Here is a 17263-nt window from a genome sequence, read left to right on the forward strand (position 1 = left end):
GTAACCGACTCGCAATTCAATGGAAGATAACCTTCATTAACTAAAAAAAATGGTCTCGATTATGACAAGTGACATACCAGACTACGGCAAAACGTTCGCGCTTATGCGTGAAGGCTGTGTCGAACAATGGCAAGCGTACATCCAACACGATTTTGTAAAAGGTTTAGCTGACGGCTCTCTACCTGAAGAAGCCTTCATACATTACATGGTGCAAGATTATGTATACCTCATTCACTATGCTCGCGCATGGGCACTGGGTGTGGTGAAAGCCGAATCGTCTGAAGAAATGCGTTTATGTGCAGCAACGGTGGATTCCCTCATCAACCAAGAGTTGTCTCTGCACGTGGAAACCTGCGCCGCTCAAGGAATTGACGAATCCTCCCTATTCAACGCCAAAGAAGAATTAGAAACCATAGCATACACACGCTATGTGTTGGATTCTGGCCTACAAGGGGACTTCTTAGATTTGATCTTGGCATTAGCTCCTTGTGCATTTGGCTATGGTGAAGTGGGCATGCGCCTAAAAGGCAGCCTCTACGACGGCCACCCTTACGAAAAATGGATCAAGATCTACGCGGGTGAAGAATTCCAAAATGTCTGTGTCGAAGTGGGTCGTTTAGTGGATTTGGCCATTGCAACTCGTGTGGGTGATAACCCAACTGCCAGCCCTCGCTGGAACAAGATGCAAGAGCGCTTTACCAAGGCAACCGAGTTAGAAGCGAATTTCTGGACCATGGGTTTACGAGCAGGAAAATAAGACTGCTTGCATAACCCTTTATAAAAAATACTAACAAACGTTTAAAGAACAGGAAATAAAATGATAAATGCACAATCAGCCATACTTTGGCTCGGCTTATTTGCCGCACTATTCGCCGTTGCAGGACTTGTATTTGCACGTCGCCAACAGGATGGCATGGAAGATTTTATCGTTGCACGTAATAGCCAAACCAGTAACGCCACTTTTCTTACACTGCTCGCTACAACAATGGGCACGTGGGTCTTGTTTGGCCCAGCGGAAGCCGCTACTTGGGGTGGTATTGGTGCCGTTTTAGGCTACGCTCTAGGCGTATTAATCCCTCGCCTTGTGATGATCCCCCTTGGTACACGTATTCGTCAAATCATGCCAACAGGACACACGCTAACGGAGTTCGTTTACGCCCGTTATGGCCGCAGTGTTTATGTTTTCGTGCTTTTCATCATGCTGTTTTACCTCTTTATTAGCTTAACAGCGGGCCTAACAGGGATTGCTCAAATGGTTGCATTATTAGCACCAGTTCCACTTTGGGTAACAGCCTCTATCGTTATGCTATCAACTCTGCTTTACACCCTATATGGCGGCCTAAAAGTCACCATCTTCACAGACAGATTACAGATGATTGTTATCTTGCCTTTCATTATGTTGATCTTGTTCTTAGGTTGGCAGGCGACTGGCGGTTTCACACCTGCTATCGAAGGGTTGAAAGAAAAAGCACCTCAATTGCTTAACCCATTTGATACCAATAGTTTACAGACGGGTGTGACTTTCTTCCTAGCGGTTTGCTTAACAGGCCTTTTCTACCAAGGTACGTGGCAGCGTATTTTCGCAGCTAAAGACGACAAAGTGATTCGCAATGGCTTTATTTTGAGTGGCGTTGTTAGCTTCCCTATCATCCTCGCACTGGGTCTATTTGGTTTAGCTTTCGTTGGTTTGTCTTTACCGGGTTCAGGATCAACAGCTTTATTTAGTGTGATGCTAGGTGATGCACCTTACTGGTTATTAATCGGCATGATCTTCTTTGGTTTGGCTCTGATTATGAGTAGTGCTGATTCCACTATTAGTGGCTTCCACAGTTTATTCATCATCGACCTAAACCGCATTATGCCAAACCTAGCTGAGAATAAACTGGCGAAAACCTCTCGTTGGTTAATCATAGTGATCTCTGTATTGGCACTATTGGTTGCTTCAAAAGGCTACAGTATTTTGTACCTTTTCTTGCTGGCTGATTTGCTATGTTGTGCGGCGGCCTTCCCAGTATTCTTTGGCTTCTACAACGCTCGCTACCAAAGCTACCAAGCTCTATTAAGTATCATTGGTGGTTTAGTGGCTGGTTTCTTCTACTTCCCTATGCCGTGGGAGCCGATTGCCTTCTTATTTGAATCCTTTGTACTGGCGACACTGGTGCCTGTTGCGATCTCATTAGCTTTACTGGTACTACCAAGTAAAAAAGCGTTCGATTTCTCTAACATTAGCCAAACGGTGAAAAAGCTAAGTAACTAAGCATTAGCTAAACGCTACTATCAGCACAAACCAAAAAGCCCAGCATCTACTGGGCTTTTATTTGTCTTATCCATTATGTCTCTTAACTATTATTTATACGCCTATTAAATAGATTAGGAATAGTTAACCGAACCCTCAGGGTAAGGAATCAGGTCGTTAACACTTTGCGCCACAACTTTTCTAAACCATTGCACCGCAGGATCATTAGTTTTTGACCGCGGCCAGCAGATATAATAATTGGTTTCAGGGAAGGCAACAGGCACCTCTTTCATTACCAAGCCAAATTGCTCACTGAACCTCTGAGATAATAAGCCTGCGGTACTCATCAATAACGAGGTTTTCCCCACCGTTTCTAACGCAGACAAGAAGTAAGGGGTACGAAAAGCAAAGTGCCTCTCTTTCGCACGCTCCCCCAGCAAGGTGTCACTTAGTACTCGCCCTGAGCCGCCCATACTCACTAAAACATGAGAGTAACCCAGATAATCCTCTAATGTGATGGTGTCTTGCTCTGCTAAAGGGTGATGTTTAGACATAATGCAGTGAAACTTTTCCCGCCCTAATAATTCTTTATGAAAGCTATTAGGCACCTGAATGTATTCACTGCATAACACCACATCAAGTGGCTGTTCGATAGACTGTAACAGGCTATTTTCGGTAATTGTGGTGGTTTCAAGTACAGCTAGGGGCGCTTCTCCATAAAAGCGTTTGGCAATCTCAGGCACATAGGCCTGAGCCTGATAATGGGAGGTTTTTAGATGGAAGGTTCGCTCACTCTGGGCTGGTATAAAATTAGGGGAAGACTCCATATGCACCATTTTTTCGATCATATAGCGGATTGGAGTTTCTAACTCTAATGCTCTGGAAGTCGGCAACATTTCTTTTGAAGTACGAATAAACAGCGGATCATCAAAAGCATTGCGAAGCCTTATAAGCAAACGACTCATGGCCGACTGACTAAGTGAAAGACGCTCTGCTGCACGGCCAACATGACGCTCTTCAATAAGGTACAAAAAGCCCGTTAAGGATTTTAGGTCTAGCTGCTGCAAGGCATTCGAAATCATAAGCAATACTCGATTTAAGAATAATAGTTAGAAACATTATGCATTAGATTAAAAGCTAATAAAACGCCATCCTTTAGCTAACAAATTTGATTAAGGGAAGAAGAGTGACTCAAGCAAAGCATGCATTTTTATATGGCTTATTTTTTAGTGCGATTACCGTATTCTTCTGGGGTATGCTGCCTATTGCCTTGAAAGTATCGGGGAATTTCTATGACCCCATTACACTAACTTGGTTTCGCTTCGCGATTGCAGGTGTCATTCTGGGGCTATGGCAATGGCGTCGTGGCAGCTTAAAAGAGTTTAAATTGCTAGAGAAAAAGCACTGGGGACGATTAATTGTTGCCGGCTCTTTTTTAATCATCAATTACACAACTTTCGTGTGGAGCTTAAACTATCTATTACCCGGCTCAGCACAGCTTAGCTTTCAAGTAGCACCGCTCTTTCTGGCACTCGGTGGTATATTTTTCTTAGGTGAGAAAGTACATTGGAAACAGTGGCTGTGCTTTCTAGGTATTGGAATAGGTATGCTCACTTTCTTTCACCCTATTTTTGGGGAAAGCGGCCAAGGTTCTATTTGGCTCGGTGTTCTTATAGTGCAGGTTTCCGCAGCCGCTTGGTCAATATACGCATTACTGCAAAAGTCGCTTTTTAAACATTTATCCCCTTCAAATATCCTATTAGCGATTTATGCCTACGCTGTAATTGTTATGCTGCCTTTTTCATCACCAAGTAAACTGTCATCAGCCTCAGTAGAAGATATATGGATCCTTATATTTTGTAGCCTGAATACATTGATCGCCTACGGTGCTTTTGCTCAAGCTATGCGCTATTGGCAAACCGTACAAGTGAGTGCCGCTGTAGTATTAACACCCGTCACTTCGTTTATTCTTACCGAGCTATGTGTCTACCTAAACTGGTGGCCCAACAGTATATTTTCGTCACATGCTGACAGTTTAAGTTTGCTAGGAATGTTACTCGTAGTAATAAGTGCTATCTATGTACAAATAATGAGTGCTAAAAAGCATTAATCTCAGGTTATAAGTAAGGTGTTATCAAGTTGATTTTTTAACCCTAAACAAATGATTTATTTGCTCGGTCGCACTCAAGCATAATTTCATTTTATAGGTTGAAATAATTTCATCCAAAACTCTGTAAAAGTCACGTAATCACCATGACTAAATACGAATTAAACTCTATTTTTATGGTAGCCTAAGCGAATTCAATAAAGCCTCAAGTTGGAGATAGTTATGAAAAAAATTCCCATGATGATAGTAAACGCCTTATTAGTCATTTTCTGCTTTGCTAACCCTGCATATGCACACGAAATGGCTGACGGTGGTGGCTTTATCTCTGGCCTTAGCCATCCTGTTTTAGGCTTTGACCATCTACTGGCAATGCTAAGTGTTGGTATTCTAAGTGCTCAAATGGGTGGTCGTGCTATTTGGACAGTGCCAGCAACCTTCGTTGCCGTTATGTTTATTGGTGGTGTAATGGGTATGCAAGGCATTTCCTTATTCTCTGTTGAATTAGGCATTGCTGTTTCCGTATTCGCATTGGGCGTGACTATTTGTGTGGACAGAAAACTACCTGCACTTATCGCTATGATGTTCGTTGGCTTCTTTGCCGTATTCCACGGTTACGCACACGGCATCGAAATGCCTTATTTAGCTGAGCCAGCGCTTTACGTCTCTGGTTTCCTTCTAGGCACAATCGCCATTCATATTGCAGGCGTTATTGTCGGTACATTCTTAGGAAAATTAAGCCAAGGCGATCAAAAATTGAAATACCTAGGTGCAGCCATTGGCGGCATTGGCTTCCATTTGATTATGCTGACCTAATTAAATTAGGAGCTCAGTTAAGAAGCCTACAAATATACTTTCAAAACTTTGATGGTTTCTTTTTAAAGCCCTTTAATAGTTTTCTATTAAGGGGCTTTTTTATTAGCTTATCTTCTAATCTCACTACCTTTTCTTTCACTCAGTTTTAATACTGTCATTAATGTTGTTTGCTCACAAAAACTGATAGAGTCAAAGGCACATACATAACCATTTGAAAAAGAGCTCATGAAAAAAATTAAAAATGAAATTGCACTGAGTAAAAAAGCCATTCAAGTTGGGGAAAACTACGCATTAAAACGAGGCTACGCAGGCTTCTCTTCAACCATGTCAGCCAATGAAAAGACAGAAGCTATCTATCGTTTATTAGTATTAGATAAGCTGATTGTTGCATTACCAGAAGACCAAGAAAACCTACAAACTATGAAACACAAACTGGCTCTTTGGATAATGAAGCATCTGCCAAAAGACGATCCACTATTGCAATAAGCTCAAGTATTATTGGTAAACTTTTGGCAACAATAGACTATCAAAAAACCGAAAAGAGGTTTTGTCTAAAACCAATAGAAAACTAACAAAAGTGACCTTTACTCTGTTGTAGAGCATTGCGGAAATGTTCTATCAACAAGGTCAGTTTTGTGTCGGTTAAACGGGTATTTGGGTAAACCGCGTATATACCCAATTTTTTACTGGCAAATTCATCTAGAACACTGACTAGCTTGCCATTATTCAACTCATTAAAGATCAGCGCTCTTGGTAAATAGGCAATGCCAAAGTCCCCCATCACAGCTTGCTTAATACTGTCTAAATTATCTGCTTGAAAGCGCCCGTTCACAGGCAAAGAAAGATCTATACTCTCAACATAAAACTTCCAAGGTTCCGCTTTGCCTAATGGAGATTTGTAGACTAAACAATGGTGCTTCATCAGGTCATCTGGGTATTCTGGCATACCATGGGTATGGAGATATTCAGGCGTTGCGCAAACCACCCATTGAGAATCTACTAAGCGCCGTGCGACTAAAGAGGAGTCACTCAGGTCTGCCGTACGTATCGCCAGATCATAGCCTTCATCCAGAATATTCGGCAGTCGATTGGTCACATTAAGCTCTAATTCAATACCTGGGTATTGCTCACAGAACTCGACTGCTGCCCGATTCAGCACCAAATTGGCGGTCACAACAGGCATAGTAATACGTATTTTCCCTCGCACATCACTACCAAAACCAGAAACCACATCTTTTGCATCCTGCACTGCGGCTTGAGCAATTTTGGCTTTTTTATAAAGGGCTTGCCCTGCTTCGGTGAGGCTTAGTTTTCTAGTGGTTCGGTACAGGAGCTGTACATTCAGAGCTGCCTCTAAACGTGCAATACGCTTACTGACTACCGACATGGTGATGTTGTGTTTTTCGGATACACGAGAGAAGGAAGATTCCTCTACAACATGAACAAACAGTAAGATGTCATCTGCTTTTACCATAGTAATCTCTGTACGATTATGTCAAAAAAGGAAAAAATAAAATCGTTTTTGACTATATATTAAGCGGCGCTGGAATTATAGAGTGGCATTATAAAAATAATGCCTACCTTTCGGAGCAATAAGAGATGAAACAGCACCCAGCCGTTGTAGAATTTTCAAAAATTTTATCCAACCAACATATTGAAACCAACGAACGCCGTACTGAACACTATCGTTCTGGTTGGCGCTCCGGCAAGGGCACTGCGTTGGCTGTACTTTTTCCGCAAACATTGGTGGAATATTGGCAAGTTTTAAAAGTCTGTATTGCCCATGATTGCATCGTCATAATGCAGGCTGCAAAAACAGGCTTAACCGAAGGCTCGACGCCAAGCGGTAACGATTACGACCGTGATGTGGTTGTTATCAACACTCTTTCGATGAATCAGCTACTGATATTAGGCGAAGGCGAGCAAGTCATCAGCTTCCCGGGAACAACCTTACATAAGCTTGAAAAAACATTAAAACCGCTATCACGCTCACCACATTCAGTTATTGGGTCTTCTAGCCTTGGGGCGACTATTGTTGGTGGGGTTGCCAATAACTCTGGCGGTGCTTTAGTGAAACGAGGGCCTGCTTATACCCAGCTATCTTTGTTTGCTCAGGTTAACGAAAAAGGTGAACTGAACCTCGTTAACCATTTAGGTATAGACCTAGGTGAATCCCCAGAAGAGATTCTACAAAACCTAGAAGATGGTAACTTTGATCATTCCTCTTTCAATGCAGACCCAAACAAACAAGCCAGCGCACAAAATTACCAAGAGTTACTACGAAATGTGGATGCTAATACCCCAAGCCGCTACAACGCAGACACCTCACGCTTGTATGAAGCCAGTGGCTGCGCAGGAAAACTTGCAGTTTTTGCTGTAAGGCTCGATAGCTTCCCTGTCGCGAAAAAAGAAAAGTCTTTTTACATTGGTACCAACAGCGCGTCCGCTCTTACTCAGTTACGACGCAGAATCTTATCTGAATTCACCAACCTTCCTGAAGTAGGCGAATACGTTCATCGTGATATTTTTGATGTTGCAACAAAATATGGTAAAGACACCTTTTTAAGCATCAAGCACCTAGGCACGGACAGAATGCCAAAGATGTTCGCCCTAAAGGGTAAAATCGACTCTGTATTGAATAAGTCCGCACTCGCTCCTGACTACCTAACAGACAGAGTGATGCAAGGCGTTGCCAAATTATTCCCTCAACACCTGCCAAAGCGCATGCTGGAATTTAGAGAAAAGTATGAACACTACCTCATATTAAAAATGAGCGATGAAGGAATCGCTGAGGCAGAAAAGTTCTTACCCGAATTCTTTGATGACAAAGACAATGGTGCCTATTTCGAATGTAATGCAGAAGAAGCTTCTAGTGCTTATTTACACCGCTTTGCCGCAGCGGGTGCCGCTATTCGTTATCAATTGCTACACCAAAAAGAGGTTGGCGAAATGATAGCCCTTGATATCGCCTTGCGCCGTAACGAGTTTGACTGGGTAGAACAGCTTCCTGCATCGTTACAAGAAAAGATCGATAAATCCTTATACTACGGACATTTTTTCTGCCATGTATTTCACCAAGATTACGTACTTAAGAAAGGCGTAGATGCCAAAGAAGTAAAGGCAGAAATGCTCAGAATTTTAGATGGTCGCGGTGCGAAATACCCAGCAGAGCACAATGTGGGTCATCTTTATAAAGCTGAAGATGATCTCGTTAAGTTCTACAAAAAGCTCGACCCAACTAATACCTTTAATCCGGGTATCGGCAAAATGGAAAAAACCAAGCGCAATTGCTCTTGTTGCTTATAAGAAAAACAGAGATAACCAATTAAACGATCCCTTGGTTATCTCTTTCTTTAATTATCAATAAAATATTGATTCTGATTAGATATAAAGCCAGTTTATCTACAATAAAATAACAACTATATTGATTTCATTATCTGAGTTCGACACGTTTTTCGAACCAAATTTGAGGATATCAATATGAAATATACAACTAACCATCAAAGCACTCCAACTCAAAACACTCTATCTCAAAGCACTCTAACTCAAAGCCCTGTTACTCAAGGTACAGTTGCTCAAAGTACAACTGCTCAAACCCCATTATTAATGGCGCAAAACCTTGTCTTGCCTTCACGAGAAGAGATGCTCCAGCGTGCACCTTCTGTTCAGCACTTTTGGGATTCAAACCGCAACTTATTGGCTGACGCTTGGCAGGAATGGGAGGCAATTCCAAGTAATCAGCTAAATATTGAAAGCGACCTACTTTTAGACGAAAAATTACGTGCTGCAGTCACTCAAGCATGGCGTGAACCCGCCATTGAGTCTGAGGTAGAAAATTTATGGCAAGAGGTATCAACGGATGTTTATCAGAGCCAGTTCTTTGACCCAGAACAAATCGTCGAGCTACGTAATTACTTAGATAAAGTCGCTGCAAGTGAAATCCCCATGCGCCCTCCCTACGGAATTGTATTGAACCGCTATGGTGCCATGCTGGATCCACGTTCAGAGGGGTATCTTGCTGCGCCTAGTTTTCAAAAGCTTTACCGCAAAATTGTGGACGAATATATGCGACCTATCGCACGCCTTTTGTTCCCAGAAATAGTCGGCTACGACACACAAAGCTTTGGCTTTTCTATCCAGTATCAAGCAGGGAAAGACACTTCTCTTCGACTTCATACGGATGCGTCGTCGGTTACCCTAAATATCAATATTAACCTTCCTGATGAAGAGTTCGCCGGCTCAGAAGTAGACTTCTATGACCCGAGCACAGGTAAGGTAAATAGGCTCTCCTTCAAGCCGGGGACAGCAATGATACATAGGGGCAACGTCGCCCATGCAGCGCAACCGATAACCAGCGGTACACGCTCCAACCTTGTACTTTGGCTTTATGGAGATCGTATGCAAATACCCAATGGCAGGAATCAAAATACGAGTATAGATGCAGCTCAACGTTGGACTACTCCTACCAGTAAACAGGATACCTTCGCACCATTTTGAGATATTAAAGGGAGCAACTAGTAAGTTGCTCCCTTTAATATCTGCAAAGTAATTACTCTAGGATTCGACAACAAATCCCCAAGTTTCAGTAGTATCTCTCTCTATAAAATACACCTTAGTAAATTGTTTAATAAATAATCAAGTTAAAGCATTTTCTTTTGAATCTATGTGCTAGACTCCCGCCTATTCAGAACCTACACCAAACCTTCAGTCAGCAAAATCTGCTGCTTATCTAATATTTAAAGAGTAACCAAAATGCAAAACCTTACTACGGATGGACAACAGCTCGTTAATGGCCTTTGTGCTAGATATAACCTGAGCTATGACGCTGTGTTACATATGCTGATAGCAGTCAACAATGGATCTGGCGGTATGGCGCAGTTTAGTTGCCCAGAGTTAGGTGGATCTGGTCAATGGATGCGTGGCGGCATGACAATGGTCGGTGATATGTTTAATTATGGACTGAAAGCTACCGTCGATAATTTATGTAATGAGCTTGCAAACGGCCTCGCTAATCTACAAGTGTTTGTACCAATTCCACAGGGTACACCGGGTAGCAGTTTATGGTGGCCGGGAGACTTAGGACAACCCTTTAGCAGCGGTGCACAAAACAACATTCGTTACGCTGTATTCCCTAATCGTTTAGCCGTTGAGCTCAACGGTCAGGTTACTGTTTATAACACGCTAGACAACAACATTAGCGGAGTAAACCAACAACAAGGTGGAGACTCATCCCTCACCTTTAGTAGTCAATATGGCACTATTGCTGTTAGCAGTTTACCTATTGTTTCTGGTGCAGGGCTAGCACCTGCACCGCAGCAAAATTTTGCAGAGCCAGTTCAGCAAAATAATAATTTTCAGCCTCAACACCAAAACTTAGATGCTCCGACTATGAATCTAGCTAGCTCAAACTCAATTGATGAGACAATTCAAATTATCGAAAAGTTAGCCAAGTTAAAAGACATGGGAGCTATATCTGAAAGTGAATACAATAGTAAAAAAACAGAGCTGCTGAATAAAATTTAAGTGTTCTGCTGAGTTCAATCTATCAATAGAAAAGCCAACAGTTTGGGATCAGTTCCGAGTGTTGGCTTTTCTATATAAAGTAAGGTGTAAGAATATTTATTAATGCACTGGACTATTATCAATGCTGGCAACAAATCACTCTGTTTCGGCCTTCTTTCTTGCCTTGATACAAAGCGGTATCTGCATGGTTGATCAAGGTCTCAGGCGCACTTAATTGACCAACTTCTGAGCAGCAAATGCCCACTGTTGCTGTAATAGTAATACTGTTATCTTTAAACAGGAAAGGAGCAGATTCTAGAGTTTCTAATATTTTATTAGCAATATTCTCGGCCTGCTCTGCAGTAACATCTGACAATATAATTAAAAACTCTTCCCCACCATAACGCCCAACAGAATCACCTTTAGTTCTCAGTGAAGTTTCCAGTATTTTTGCAACATGAACTAATACTTGATCCCCCACAGAATGGCCGTATTGATCGTTAATCCTTTTAAAGAAATCAATATCAAGCATTATGACTGCATAAGCCTCGCCTTCAAGTAGAGACCTTTCATGTATTTGATACAAAGACTTTAAGACACTACGGCGGTTAGAGATCTTTGTGAGTACATCCATATTGGCCTGACGATTCAGTCTAGTACTATAAATATTAGTGATGCGAAGAAACTCAACGCTAAATATTGTAGAGAGAATGGTTGATAGTACTATCCAAAATGCCCGTGATTTGGTTTTTGATTCCGAAACAATTTCTTCAGTGTAATTTGGCAGGTGCATCTCAGAAACTAGTAAGGCAACGACAAGTACAGTCAGCATAACGCACATAAGCCAAGCCGCTTTCGCGCTATAAACAAGTAAACAGATAAAAATGGGAATAATTGGAAAAATAACAGAAAACTGGCTATTTACCCCACCAGAAATGACAAGCAAAGGAACCAAAGCAAGTAAGCTATAAAAAATAATAATAAAGCTGAGAGTTACTTTTTTAATTTGTGGAGAGATGTAAAAATAAAATGACAAACCTAAACAGGAATTAAACACTCCGATATAAGTAAAGACCATAGACTGCTCTACAAACATCGGTCTTACCACTGTTGCAAAAGCAATCAAACAAGCAACATAGAGCATGCACTTTTTAGCAAGTAAAACTCTTAAAACCTCGGTGTCCACTTTATCACTTCCTGCAACATCAAACATTGTTCAAAAAATAACCATCAGTATATAGTTTTACATGTAAAAGAGAATACTTAGTATTTAAATAGCCTTTTTTATTAGTGCAACTTAGAAAAGCTGCACTAACTACAGCTCTCAAGGGCGAAAAAAGTGATCAGTGGAAGAGGCAATATTTCCCTAAAACTTTGCTTTTAAGCGATAAATGGCTTTTTTTACTTCTTCAGCGTGAGTGAGGTGGATAATATGATTAGCCTCTTCTAAAAAGACCACGTCTAAATCTGCCGAGGTAAAAATGTTTGGTGCTTTAACTGCACTACCGGGTCTCACTAAACCGTCTTTTTTGCCTTGCACAATCACAATGGGCAAATCCAATTGAGAGAACAAATATTGCGCCTCAGCTAAACTAGGTTGAATGGCCATCACTTCATCATTGGAGTGGCGCCACATGGCAGGCAGGATAAAGTCGGGAAGCCAATCAAAAAGTTTATTGAACCATCTTGCTTCCGCTAGAGCTGGGTCTAAATCGCCTGCCAAGATGACGATACCTTTGACTAAATGAGGGTAATCGGCCGCCAGTTTTGGCACCAAAGAACCACCTAAAGAATGCCCCACTAAAATGACTTTCTCTTCGTCATTAGCTCGCCATATCGATTCTAACATAGGGCCAATAAGAGCTGACTGGGCAGCTAGGTCACTTGGAAACCTTGAATTAGGATAAGTAGACCCTCCCCACCCTGGTCTATCCATGGAGTACACATAAAAATCCTGCTTCAACTCTTCGTCTAAAAAGTATTGGGCAAAGCCCTCCCAGCTACCCGGAGTTCCATGCACAAACACTAAGCTTTCTTTATCAAGGGAGTGATTCGATTCAGAATGGCTTGGAATGGCTTCAACATAATGAAGAGAATAGTCAGACAAGGCGAGTGTGTGATGCTCTTTAAGCTCTGGTGCATTGTTTAATTGCTTAATCGTAGCTTGGTTTTTTCTCATATCATCGTCCATAAAACAGGCAGTTAAGAAAAGTGAGACGCAGACAAATACAATATACCTAACAAGGCTCACTGCGCTAAACAGATTCTTATTGGGGAGCAGCATTAAACTCTATCTCAATTAGAAACACTGCCTGAGACTCTAATGTTAAGAATAAAGTTCAGTTTGAAAAAGGAGTTTATCAAGTATTTATTACTGACGTTTTATCGCTATGACAGAATAGGTATGCCAGTGTTTCAGTTTCCCAAGAGAGGTTTTAGCTTTTTCATCTCGTTCAATAAACTTAATAACATCAAAGTTTTCAAACAAGACTCTCACAGCATCCTCTGATAATGGTGTTGTTGGAGTGCGATAATTGGAAGCCCAACTATCCTTAAGCCCCATAAAATCTCCAACAAAAACGCCACCAGCAACAATAGAAGACTCTAGATTATTCCACGTATTTTCAAACACCAATGGGTTCGCAAAAAACAAGCTTGAGCTGGCGTTAATAATGCCTGCTATGGGGTAATCGAAATTTTCAAAAGAAGATTCTGTGATAGATACAGGTGTAAAAGGGTCAAACCTATCACGGCAAATATCAATGGCATCTGGGTTAATATCAAACCCGTAAACTCGATAGCCCTTTTCTGCAAGATAAGCAATATCACGTCCTGTACCACACCCACAGTCTATCGCTACTTCGAGACCGGATTTATTAAGACTGACTGCAAACTCTATACGCTTAGAATGAGGGCGAGATAATGCTTGATCATAATATTGTCGCCATACTTCTGTATTTTTATCCATTTATCGTCTTTCCAGCTAATGGCTACACATCCACACAATCAGAATAAAATCTAATTTCTAGGACATTACCGTCAGGGTCATTAAAGTAGGTGGAAACAGCTGCAACTCCCTGCGCACCAAAGGAATTTTCTCCCGCTGAAGTGAGTTTGGTATTTTGAGATTTCAGCCGACCTATAATGTCACTGTATTCTTCTTCCGTCATAGATAGACATATATGATTAATTGGAGTGCCGCCAGCTTCGCTGCCAGTAAAGTTTGTCACAAGAGGAAATAAAGTGTCGTATTCCATTAAATCAAAAATAGTTTTTTCATTCAGACGGACACTAGGAAAAGGGGCGTTATTATTGAAATAATCATCTTCACGCTCAGGGGTAAAGCCAAGAATATCAACATAAAAATCCAAAGAGCGTCTAACATCCTTTACCCAAATAACAACATGATCTACATCCATAAAAACTCCTTTTTATATTTCTCTAAGTTAGCTTCCAGCTTTCAATTGAGCTTGCATCGCAACATCAGTCTAACACCAAAAAAAGACACTCATTAGGAAGCAGCACAAAACTTAAAAGTAATATCCTACGTAACACTTATATTCCCATACTCATTGGCACTATTATGAAAAACTTCTCTCTATTGATGATGGTAGTATTTAGCTCTTCTTCATACGCTAACCACCCAGTTGTTTTAAATGATCCAACCCCCTTACAGTGGAAAAACCGGCTTATCATAGTAAACGAGCCACAAAAAACAGACTCGGTTTTAGCGCTTATCAAGGCAAATAATGATGAAATAAATGATCGAGATATAGTCTGGTTTATCTTTGATAATAAAGAGGTCTTAACAAACTACACTGGGCGTTTATCAGCTAGATTTACATACAATACTAAGCAGATGTACCTGTTAGGTGAAGACACTGTCACCTTGATAGGTAAAGACAGCGGTTTAAAGTCTCAGCAAAGCCAAATAAATCTGCCAAATATTTTCTCACAAATTGATGCTATGCCAATGCGACAGAGGGAGATGAGAGAAAGGAAGTAGCTTTTCAAAACACTACTTCCTTAAGGCTATTAATGGTCGTCAACATCTAACCCTATTAGGTTGTATAAATCACTCAACATTGTCTTTTATAAAGCGATTTAGTGCTGATACAGAGCGAATTACATGTAAAGACTTCCCCTCTGTACGCTTCTCCAACCTTTCCAAGAAAGCATGGTTCCAAAATTTAGGACACAACTTTAATATTTTATAACTTTCTAGTGCTCCTTTTAATATTGAACAACCTTCAGGCCAGCCCTCAGGTTTGATAAAGAGGCCTTTTAAGAAACGTTTCGCCACCAGCCAATAAGTTACTGGGTAAGATAAGTCGATATAAATAATAGTATCCGCTGCTTCCAAGCGTCTATTGAAGGATTCCATTGAATTCATTGGCCCAAAGCCTTCTATGATCCATTTATCCGAGGAAAGAATGCTCTCATGGGTTTCCTCGTAATATTTTCGATCAACTTCTTCGCCATTTGGCTTATATAAAATAGAGTCCACTGCATACAACTTTATACCTGTTGCTAAAGCGAGCTTTTTACTTAAGGTGGACTTACCATTTGCTGGCTTGCCAAATACCGCAATTTTTTTCATTTTAACGCCTCCAACTAAAATAATTACCCAGAAGCAGAAATAGAAAACCCGCCTCTTGGGCGGGTTTGATAAATAATTAACGCATCACAAGTCCCACCATTTCTAAGAAATGATGATAATAATTCGAACTGTTTTTTGCGTAGGATGTATATTCATAAAATCATTTTGATGAACGAATTATTAAAAGTCAATGCGTTCATTATCTGGCATAGAAAAGCCAACACTATTGTTCATATCGATACAGACCAAAGCGCTCGATAACCTCTCGATATTTCTCTGTAAGTGGGCCTTGCTTTAGGGGGGGGATGCGCATCTGATCGGTTAAATAATTATTCTTAATAAGCTCTCGCTCAAAGTCTTCCGCCAGTTCCACTTTACGTGTTTGTTGAGAGAGGTGAGCCACTTCTGTGATTTCAATGCTCGGGTCAAATCGATGGAAGCCCTTATAGCTAAAATGCGCATCCACATGGGCATCGCTTATGCGGATTAACTCTTGCATGATCTCACGGCAAATTAAATTTAGACTCAGATCATTCACTTGTAGATATAAGGTTCGCCCTACTGCCTCTGACAAGTGGCTGCCTTGTTCATTGTGAATCTCTAAATCAATCAACCACAAGCCATTGGCACGTTGCTCAAGGTGTATTAGCTTAAATTGGCAGTCGTCATAGCTAATACAACTAAGAATCTCTTCTACCCGCTCAAGTGCCGTTAGATTCCAATATGATGAAGCTTTTTTATGCTCATTACGCTCTCTATTAAGCGTGTAAAACTCTGCCATTAAGGGCAAATCAATATGAGTGTTAAAAGGAGTAGTAATGCTGTCCTGTATATTCAGCTTAAATAACTCTCGTACTTCATGTTCACGGGCTTTTTTGATCGCTAGAAAAACAGTTTGGATAATCTCAGAGGTTGGCAACTCTGGTTCGACTCGCCATTTACGACCAAACAACAACTTTGAATCATTGTTCATATCACTCTTTTTATAGTTGTCATGTCCAACAACCCCAACTTGAATGTAAATACAGGAATCATCTTGCGCAGCAAAAATGAGATAGCGCGGGTCGTAATCGATTGAGCATATTAAAGCTTCCACACTTTCTAAAGTGTGGTGGTAAGTTAGATAGTGTTGTGGAATACAAAGTTCACCATTGCTTAGCTCAACCACTGGCGCTTCAGGCATTACTTGTTCGCCTAAGCGAAGCTCAATTTTCTTTTCCATTTCAATACCCTGACCGTTTTTAAAATACTACGAATCTATGTCTAAAAAAGTTCACTGTTTCGGTTCAAATACGATGAGAATCAACGACCTTTAAGAGTAAAAGCTTTCGGCTAGTATTGTGCTGCCCTTGATAAGACATAAATAAGAAAGGTATATGAAAGTTTTGCGACAAGGTATGATTCAGCCTATTCAGCTACCCTGATGTAGCAAAACTTAAATAACTTATATGTGAGAAGAGATTATGCTTTCAGGTGTTTGCATTGGTACGAATGACCTAGCCGCAGCAGGTGACTTTTATGACGCGGTGCTAGCCACTATTGGTATACAGTGTGTTTTTTCTGACTCCCACGAAAAAGGCTATGCAGGAGAAGACGGTAAAATCACTTTTTATGTTTTAACACCATTTAATGGAGACAAAGCTTCTTTTGGAAACGGCACCCAAGTCATGTTTTACGCCCCAGATAAAGAAACCGTAAGAACTTTCCATAGGGCAGCCATACAAAATGGTGGAACTGACGAAGGAGCACCGGGGCCAAGAAATTACCACCCAGACTATTACGGTGCTTATGTGCGTGACCTCGATGGCAATAAACTCAATATCTCAGTGGAAATTAAAAACCGTTAATAGCGTTAGAAAGCAAGCCTTCAACTCTTGGTAAAATTAGCCGACGATAACTAGAAAGCAATAGGCTAATTTTACTCACCTCTTATTTATACCCATTTACTCCCCTACAAAGGCTTATTTTAACTACCTTAAATAATTAAAGTCTGAGATATGCAAGT

The 17263-nt window shown here is 40.9% G+C and carries 18 protein-coding genes; 10 read left to right on the top strand and 8 right to left on the bottom strand.

Annotated elements, in window-relative coordinates; genetic code table 11:
• The first annotated feature begins 61 nt into the window (after window positions 1-61).
• A complete protein-coding gene (tenA, locus tag OFY17_RS06250) occupies window positions 62-757 on the top strand; it encodes a thiaminase II (RefSeq protein ID WP_263529871.1) in 696 nt (231 codons plus the stop codon).
• A gap of 60 nt (window positions 758-817) precedes the next feature.
• A complete protein-coding gene (locus OFY17_RS06255) occupies window positions 818-2257 on the top strand; it encodes a sodium:solute symporter family transporter (protein ID WP_263529872.1) in 1440 nt (479 codons plus the stop codon).
• 113 nt (window positions 2258-2370) lie between these two features.
• On the opposite strand, the gene OFY17_RS06260 is transcribed toward OFY17_RS06255, so the two are convergent.
• Window positions 2371-3318, bottom strand: coding sequence for a LysR family transcriptional regulator (locus OFY17_RS06260; RefSeq protein ID WP_263529873.1), 948 nt, complete (start codon window positions 3316-3318; stop codon window positions 2371-2373).
• 104 nt (window positions 3319-3422) lie between these two features.
• On the opposite strand from OFY17_RS06260, the gene OFY17_RS06265 reads away from it, so the two are divergent.
• From OFY17_RS06265 to OFY17_RS06275, 3 genes are all read left to right on the top strand, one after another.
• On the top strand, window positions 3423-4346 hold the full coding sequence (locus OFY17_RS06265; protein ID WP_263529874.1) for a DMT family transporter: 924 nt from the start codon (window positions 3423-3425) through the stop codon (window positions 4344-4346).
• Between the two features lie 219 nt (window positions 4347-4565).
• The gene (locus tag OFY17_RS06270; RefSeq protein WP_263529875.1) at window positions 4566-5156 is read left to right on the top strand and encodes a HupE/UreJ family protein; all 591 of its coding nucleotides are present in this window, start codon (window positions 4566-4568) and stop codon (window positions 5154-5156) included.
• A gap of 225 nt (window positions 5157-5381) precedes the next feature.
• Complete coding sequence (locus tag OFY17_RS06275) at window positions 5382-5642, top strand: DUF5062 family protein (protein WP_263529876.1); 261 nt, start codon at window positions 5382-5384, stop codon at window positions 5640-5642.
• Between the two features lie 82 nt (window positions 5643-5724).
• On the opposite strand, the gene OFY17_RS06280 is transcribed toward OFY17_RS06275, so the two are convergent.
• Window positions 5725-6630 (bottom strand): LysR family transcriptional regulator, encoded by a 906-nt coding sequence (locus OFY17_RS06280; protein ID WP_263529877.1) that lies wholly within the window; start codon window positions 6628-6630, stop codon window positions 5725-5727.
• A 125-nt stretch (window positions 6631-6755) separates the two neighbouring features.
• On the opposite strand from OFY17_RS06280, the gene dld reads away from it, so the two are divergent.
• From dld to OFY17_RS06295, 3 genes are all read left to right on the top strand, one after another.
• Window positions 6756-8462: a D-lactate dehydrogenase gene (gene dld / locus OFY17_RS06285; RefSeq protein WP_263529878.1), complete on the top strand. Its 1707-nt coding sequence runs from the start codon at window positions 6756-6758 to the stop codon at window positions 8460-8462.
• Between the two features lie 174 nt (window positions 8463-8636).
• Window positions 8637-9653, top strand: a complete 1017-nt coding sequence (locus tag OFY17_RS06290) for a 2OG-Fe(II) oxygenase family protein (RefSeq protein WP_263529879.1) — start codon at window positions 8637-8639, stop codon at window positions 9651-9653.
• Between the two features lie 255 nt (window positions 9654-9908).
• Window positions 9909-10679, top strand: a complete 771-nt coding sequence (locus tag OFY17_RS06295; RefSeq protein WP_263529880.1) for an SHOCT domain-containing protein — start codon at window positions 9909-9911, stop codon at window positions 10677-10679.
• A gap of 118 nt (window positions 10680-10797) precedes the next feature.
• Here OFY17_RS06295 and OFY17_RS06300 read toward each other — a convergent pair whose 3' ends face one another.
• From OFY17_RS06300 to OFY17_RS06315, 4 genes are all read right to left on the bottom strand, one after another.
• A complete protein-coding gene (locus OFY17_RS06300) occupies window positions 10798-11871 on the bottom strand; it encodes a GGDEF domain-containing protein (protein ID WP_263529881.1) in 1074 nt (357 codons plus the stop codon).
• A gap of 153 nt (window positions 11872-12024) precedes the next feature.
• On the bottom strand, window positions 12025-12837 hold the full coding sequence (locus OFY17_RS06305; protein ID WP_263529882.1) for an alpha/beta fold hydrolase: 813 nt from the start codon (window positions 12835-12837) through the stop codon (window positions 12025-12027).
• A gap of 192 nt (window positions 12838-13029) precedes the next feature.
• Window positions 13030-13626, bottom strand: a complete 597-nt coding sequence (locus OFY17_RS06310; RefSeq protein ID WP_263529883.1) for a class I SAM-dependent methyltransferase — start codon at window positions 13624-13626, stop codon at window positions 13030-13032.
• Between the two features lie 22 nt (window positions 13627-13648).
• Window positions 13649-14077: a VOC family protein gene (locus tag OFY17_RS06315; protein WP_263529884.1), complete on the bottom strand. Its 429-nt coding sequence runs from the start codon at window positions 14075-14077 to the stop codon at window positions 13649-13651.
• A gap of 164 nt (window positions 14078-14241) precedes the next feature.
• Here OFY17_RS06315 and OFY17_RS06320 point away from each other — a divergent pair, with 164 nt between their 5' ends.
• The gene (locus OFY17_RS06320; protein ID WP_263529885.1) at window positions 14242-14664 is read left to right on the top strand and encodes a DUF4174 domain-containing protein; all 423 of its coding nucleotides are present in this window, start codon (window positions 14242-14244) and stop codon (window positions 14662-14664) included.
• A gap of 69 nt (window positions 14665-14733) precedes the next feature.
• Here OFY17_RS06320 and OFY17_RS06325 read toward each other — a convergent pair whose 3' ends face one another.
• The gene (locus OFY17_RS06325; RefSeq protein ID WP_263529886.1) at window positions 14734-15258 is read right to left on the bottom strand and encodes a P-loop NTPase family protein; all 525 of its coding nucleotides are present in this window, start codon (window positions 15256-15258) and stop codon (window positions 14734-14736) included.
• 223 nt (window positions 15259-15481) lie between these two features.
• Window positions 15482-16480, bottom strand: coding sequence for a hypothetical protein (locus OFY17_RS06330; RefSeq protein ID WP_263529887.1), 999 nt, complete (start codon window positions 16478-16480; stop codon window positions 15482-15484).
• A 241-nt stretch (window positions 16481-16721) separates the two neighbouring features.
• On the opposite strand from OFY17_RS06330, the gene OFY17_RS06335 reads away from it, so the two are divergent.
• Entirely contained in the window at window positions 16722-17105 is a 384-nt protein-coding gene (locus tag OFY17_RS06335) for a VOC family protein (RefSeq protein WP_263529888.1), read from the top strand.
• Window positions 17106-17263 lie beyond the last annotated feature (158 nt).

Origin of the sequence: Marinomonas sargassi (assembly GCF_025716875.1) — a bacterium.
GTDB classification, from domain to species: domain Bacteria; phylum Pseudomonadota; class Gammaproteobacteria; order Pseudomonadales; family Marinomonadaceae; genus Marinomonas; species Marinomonas sargassi.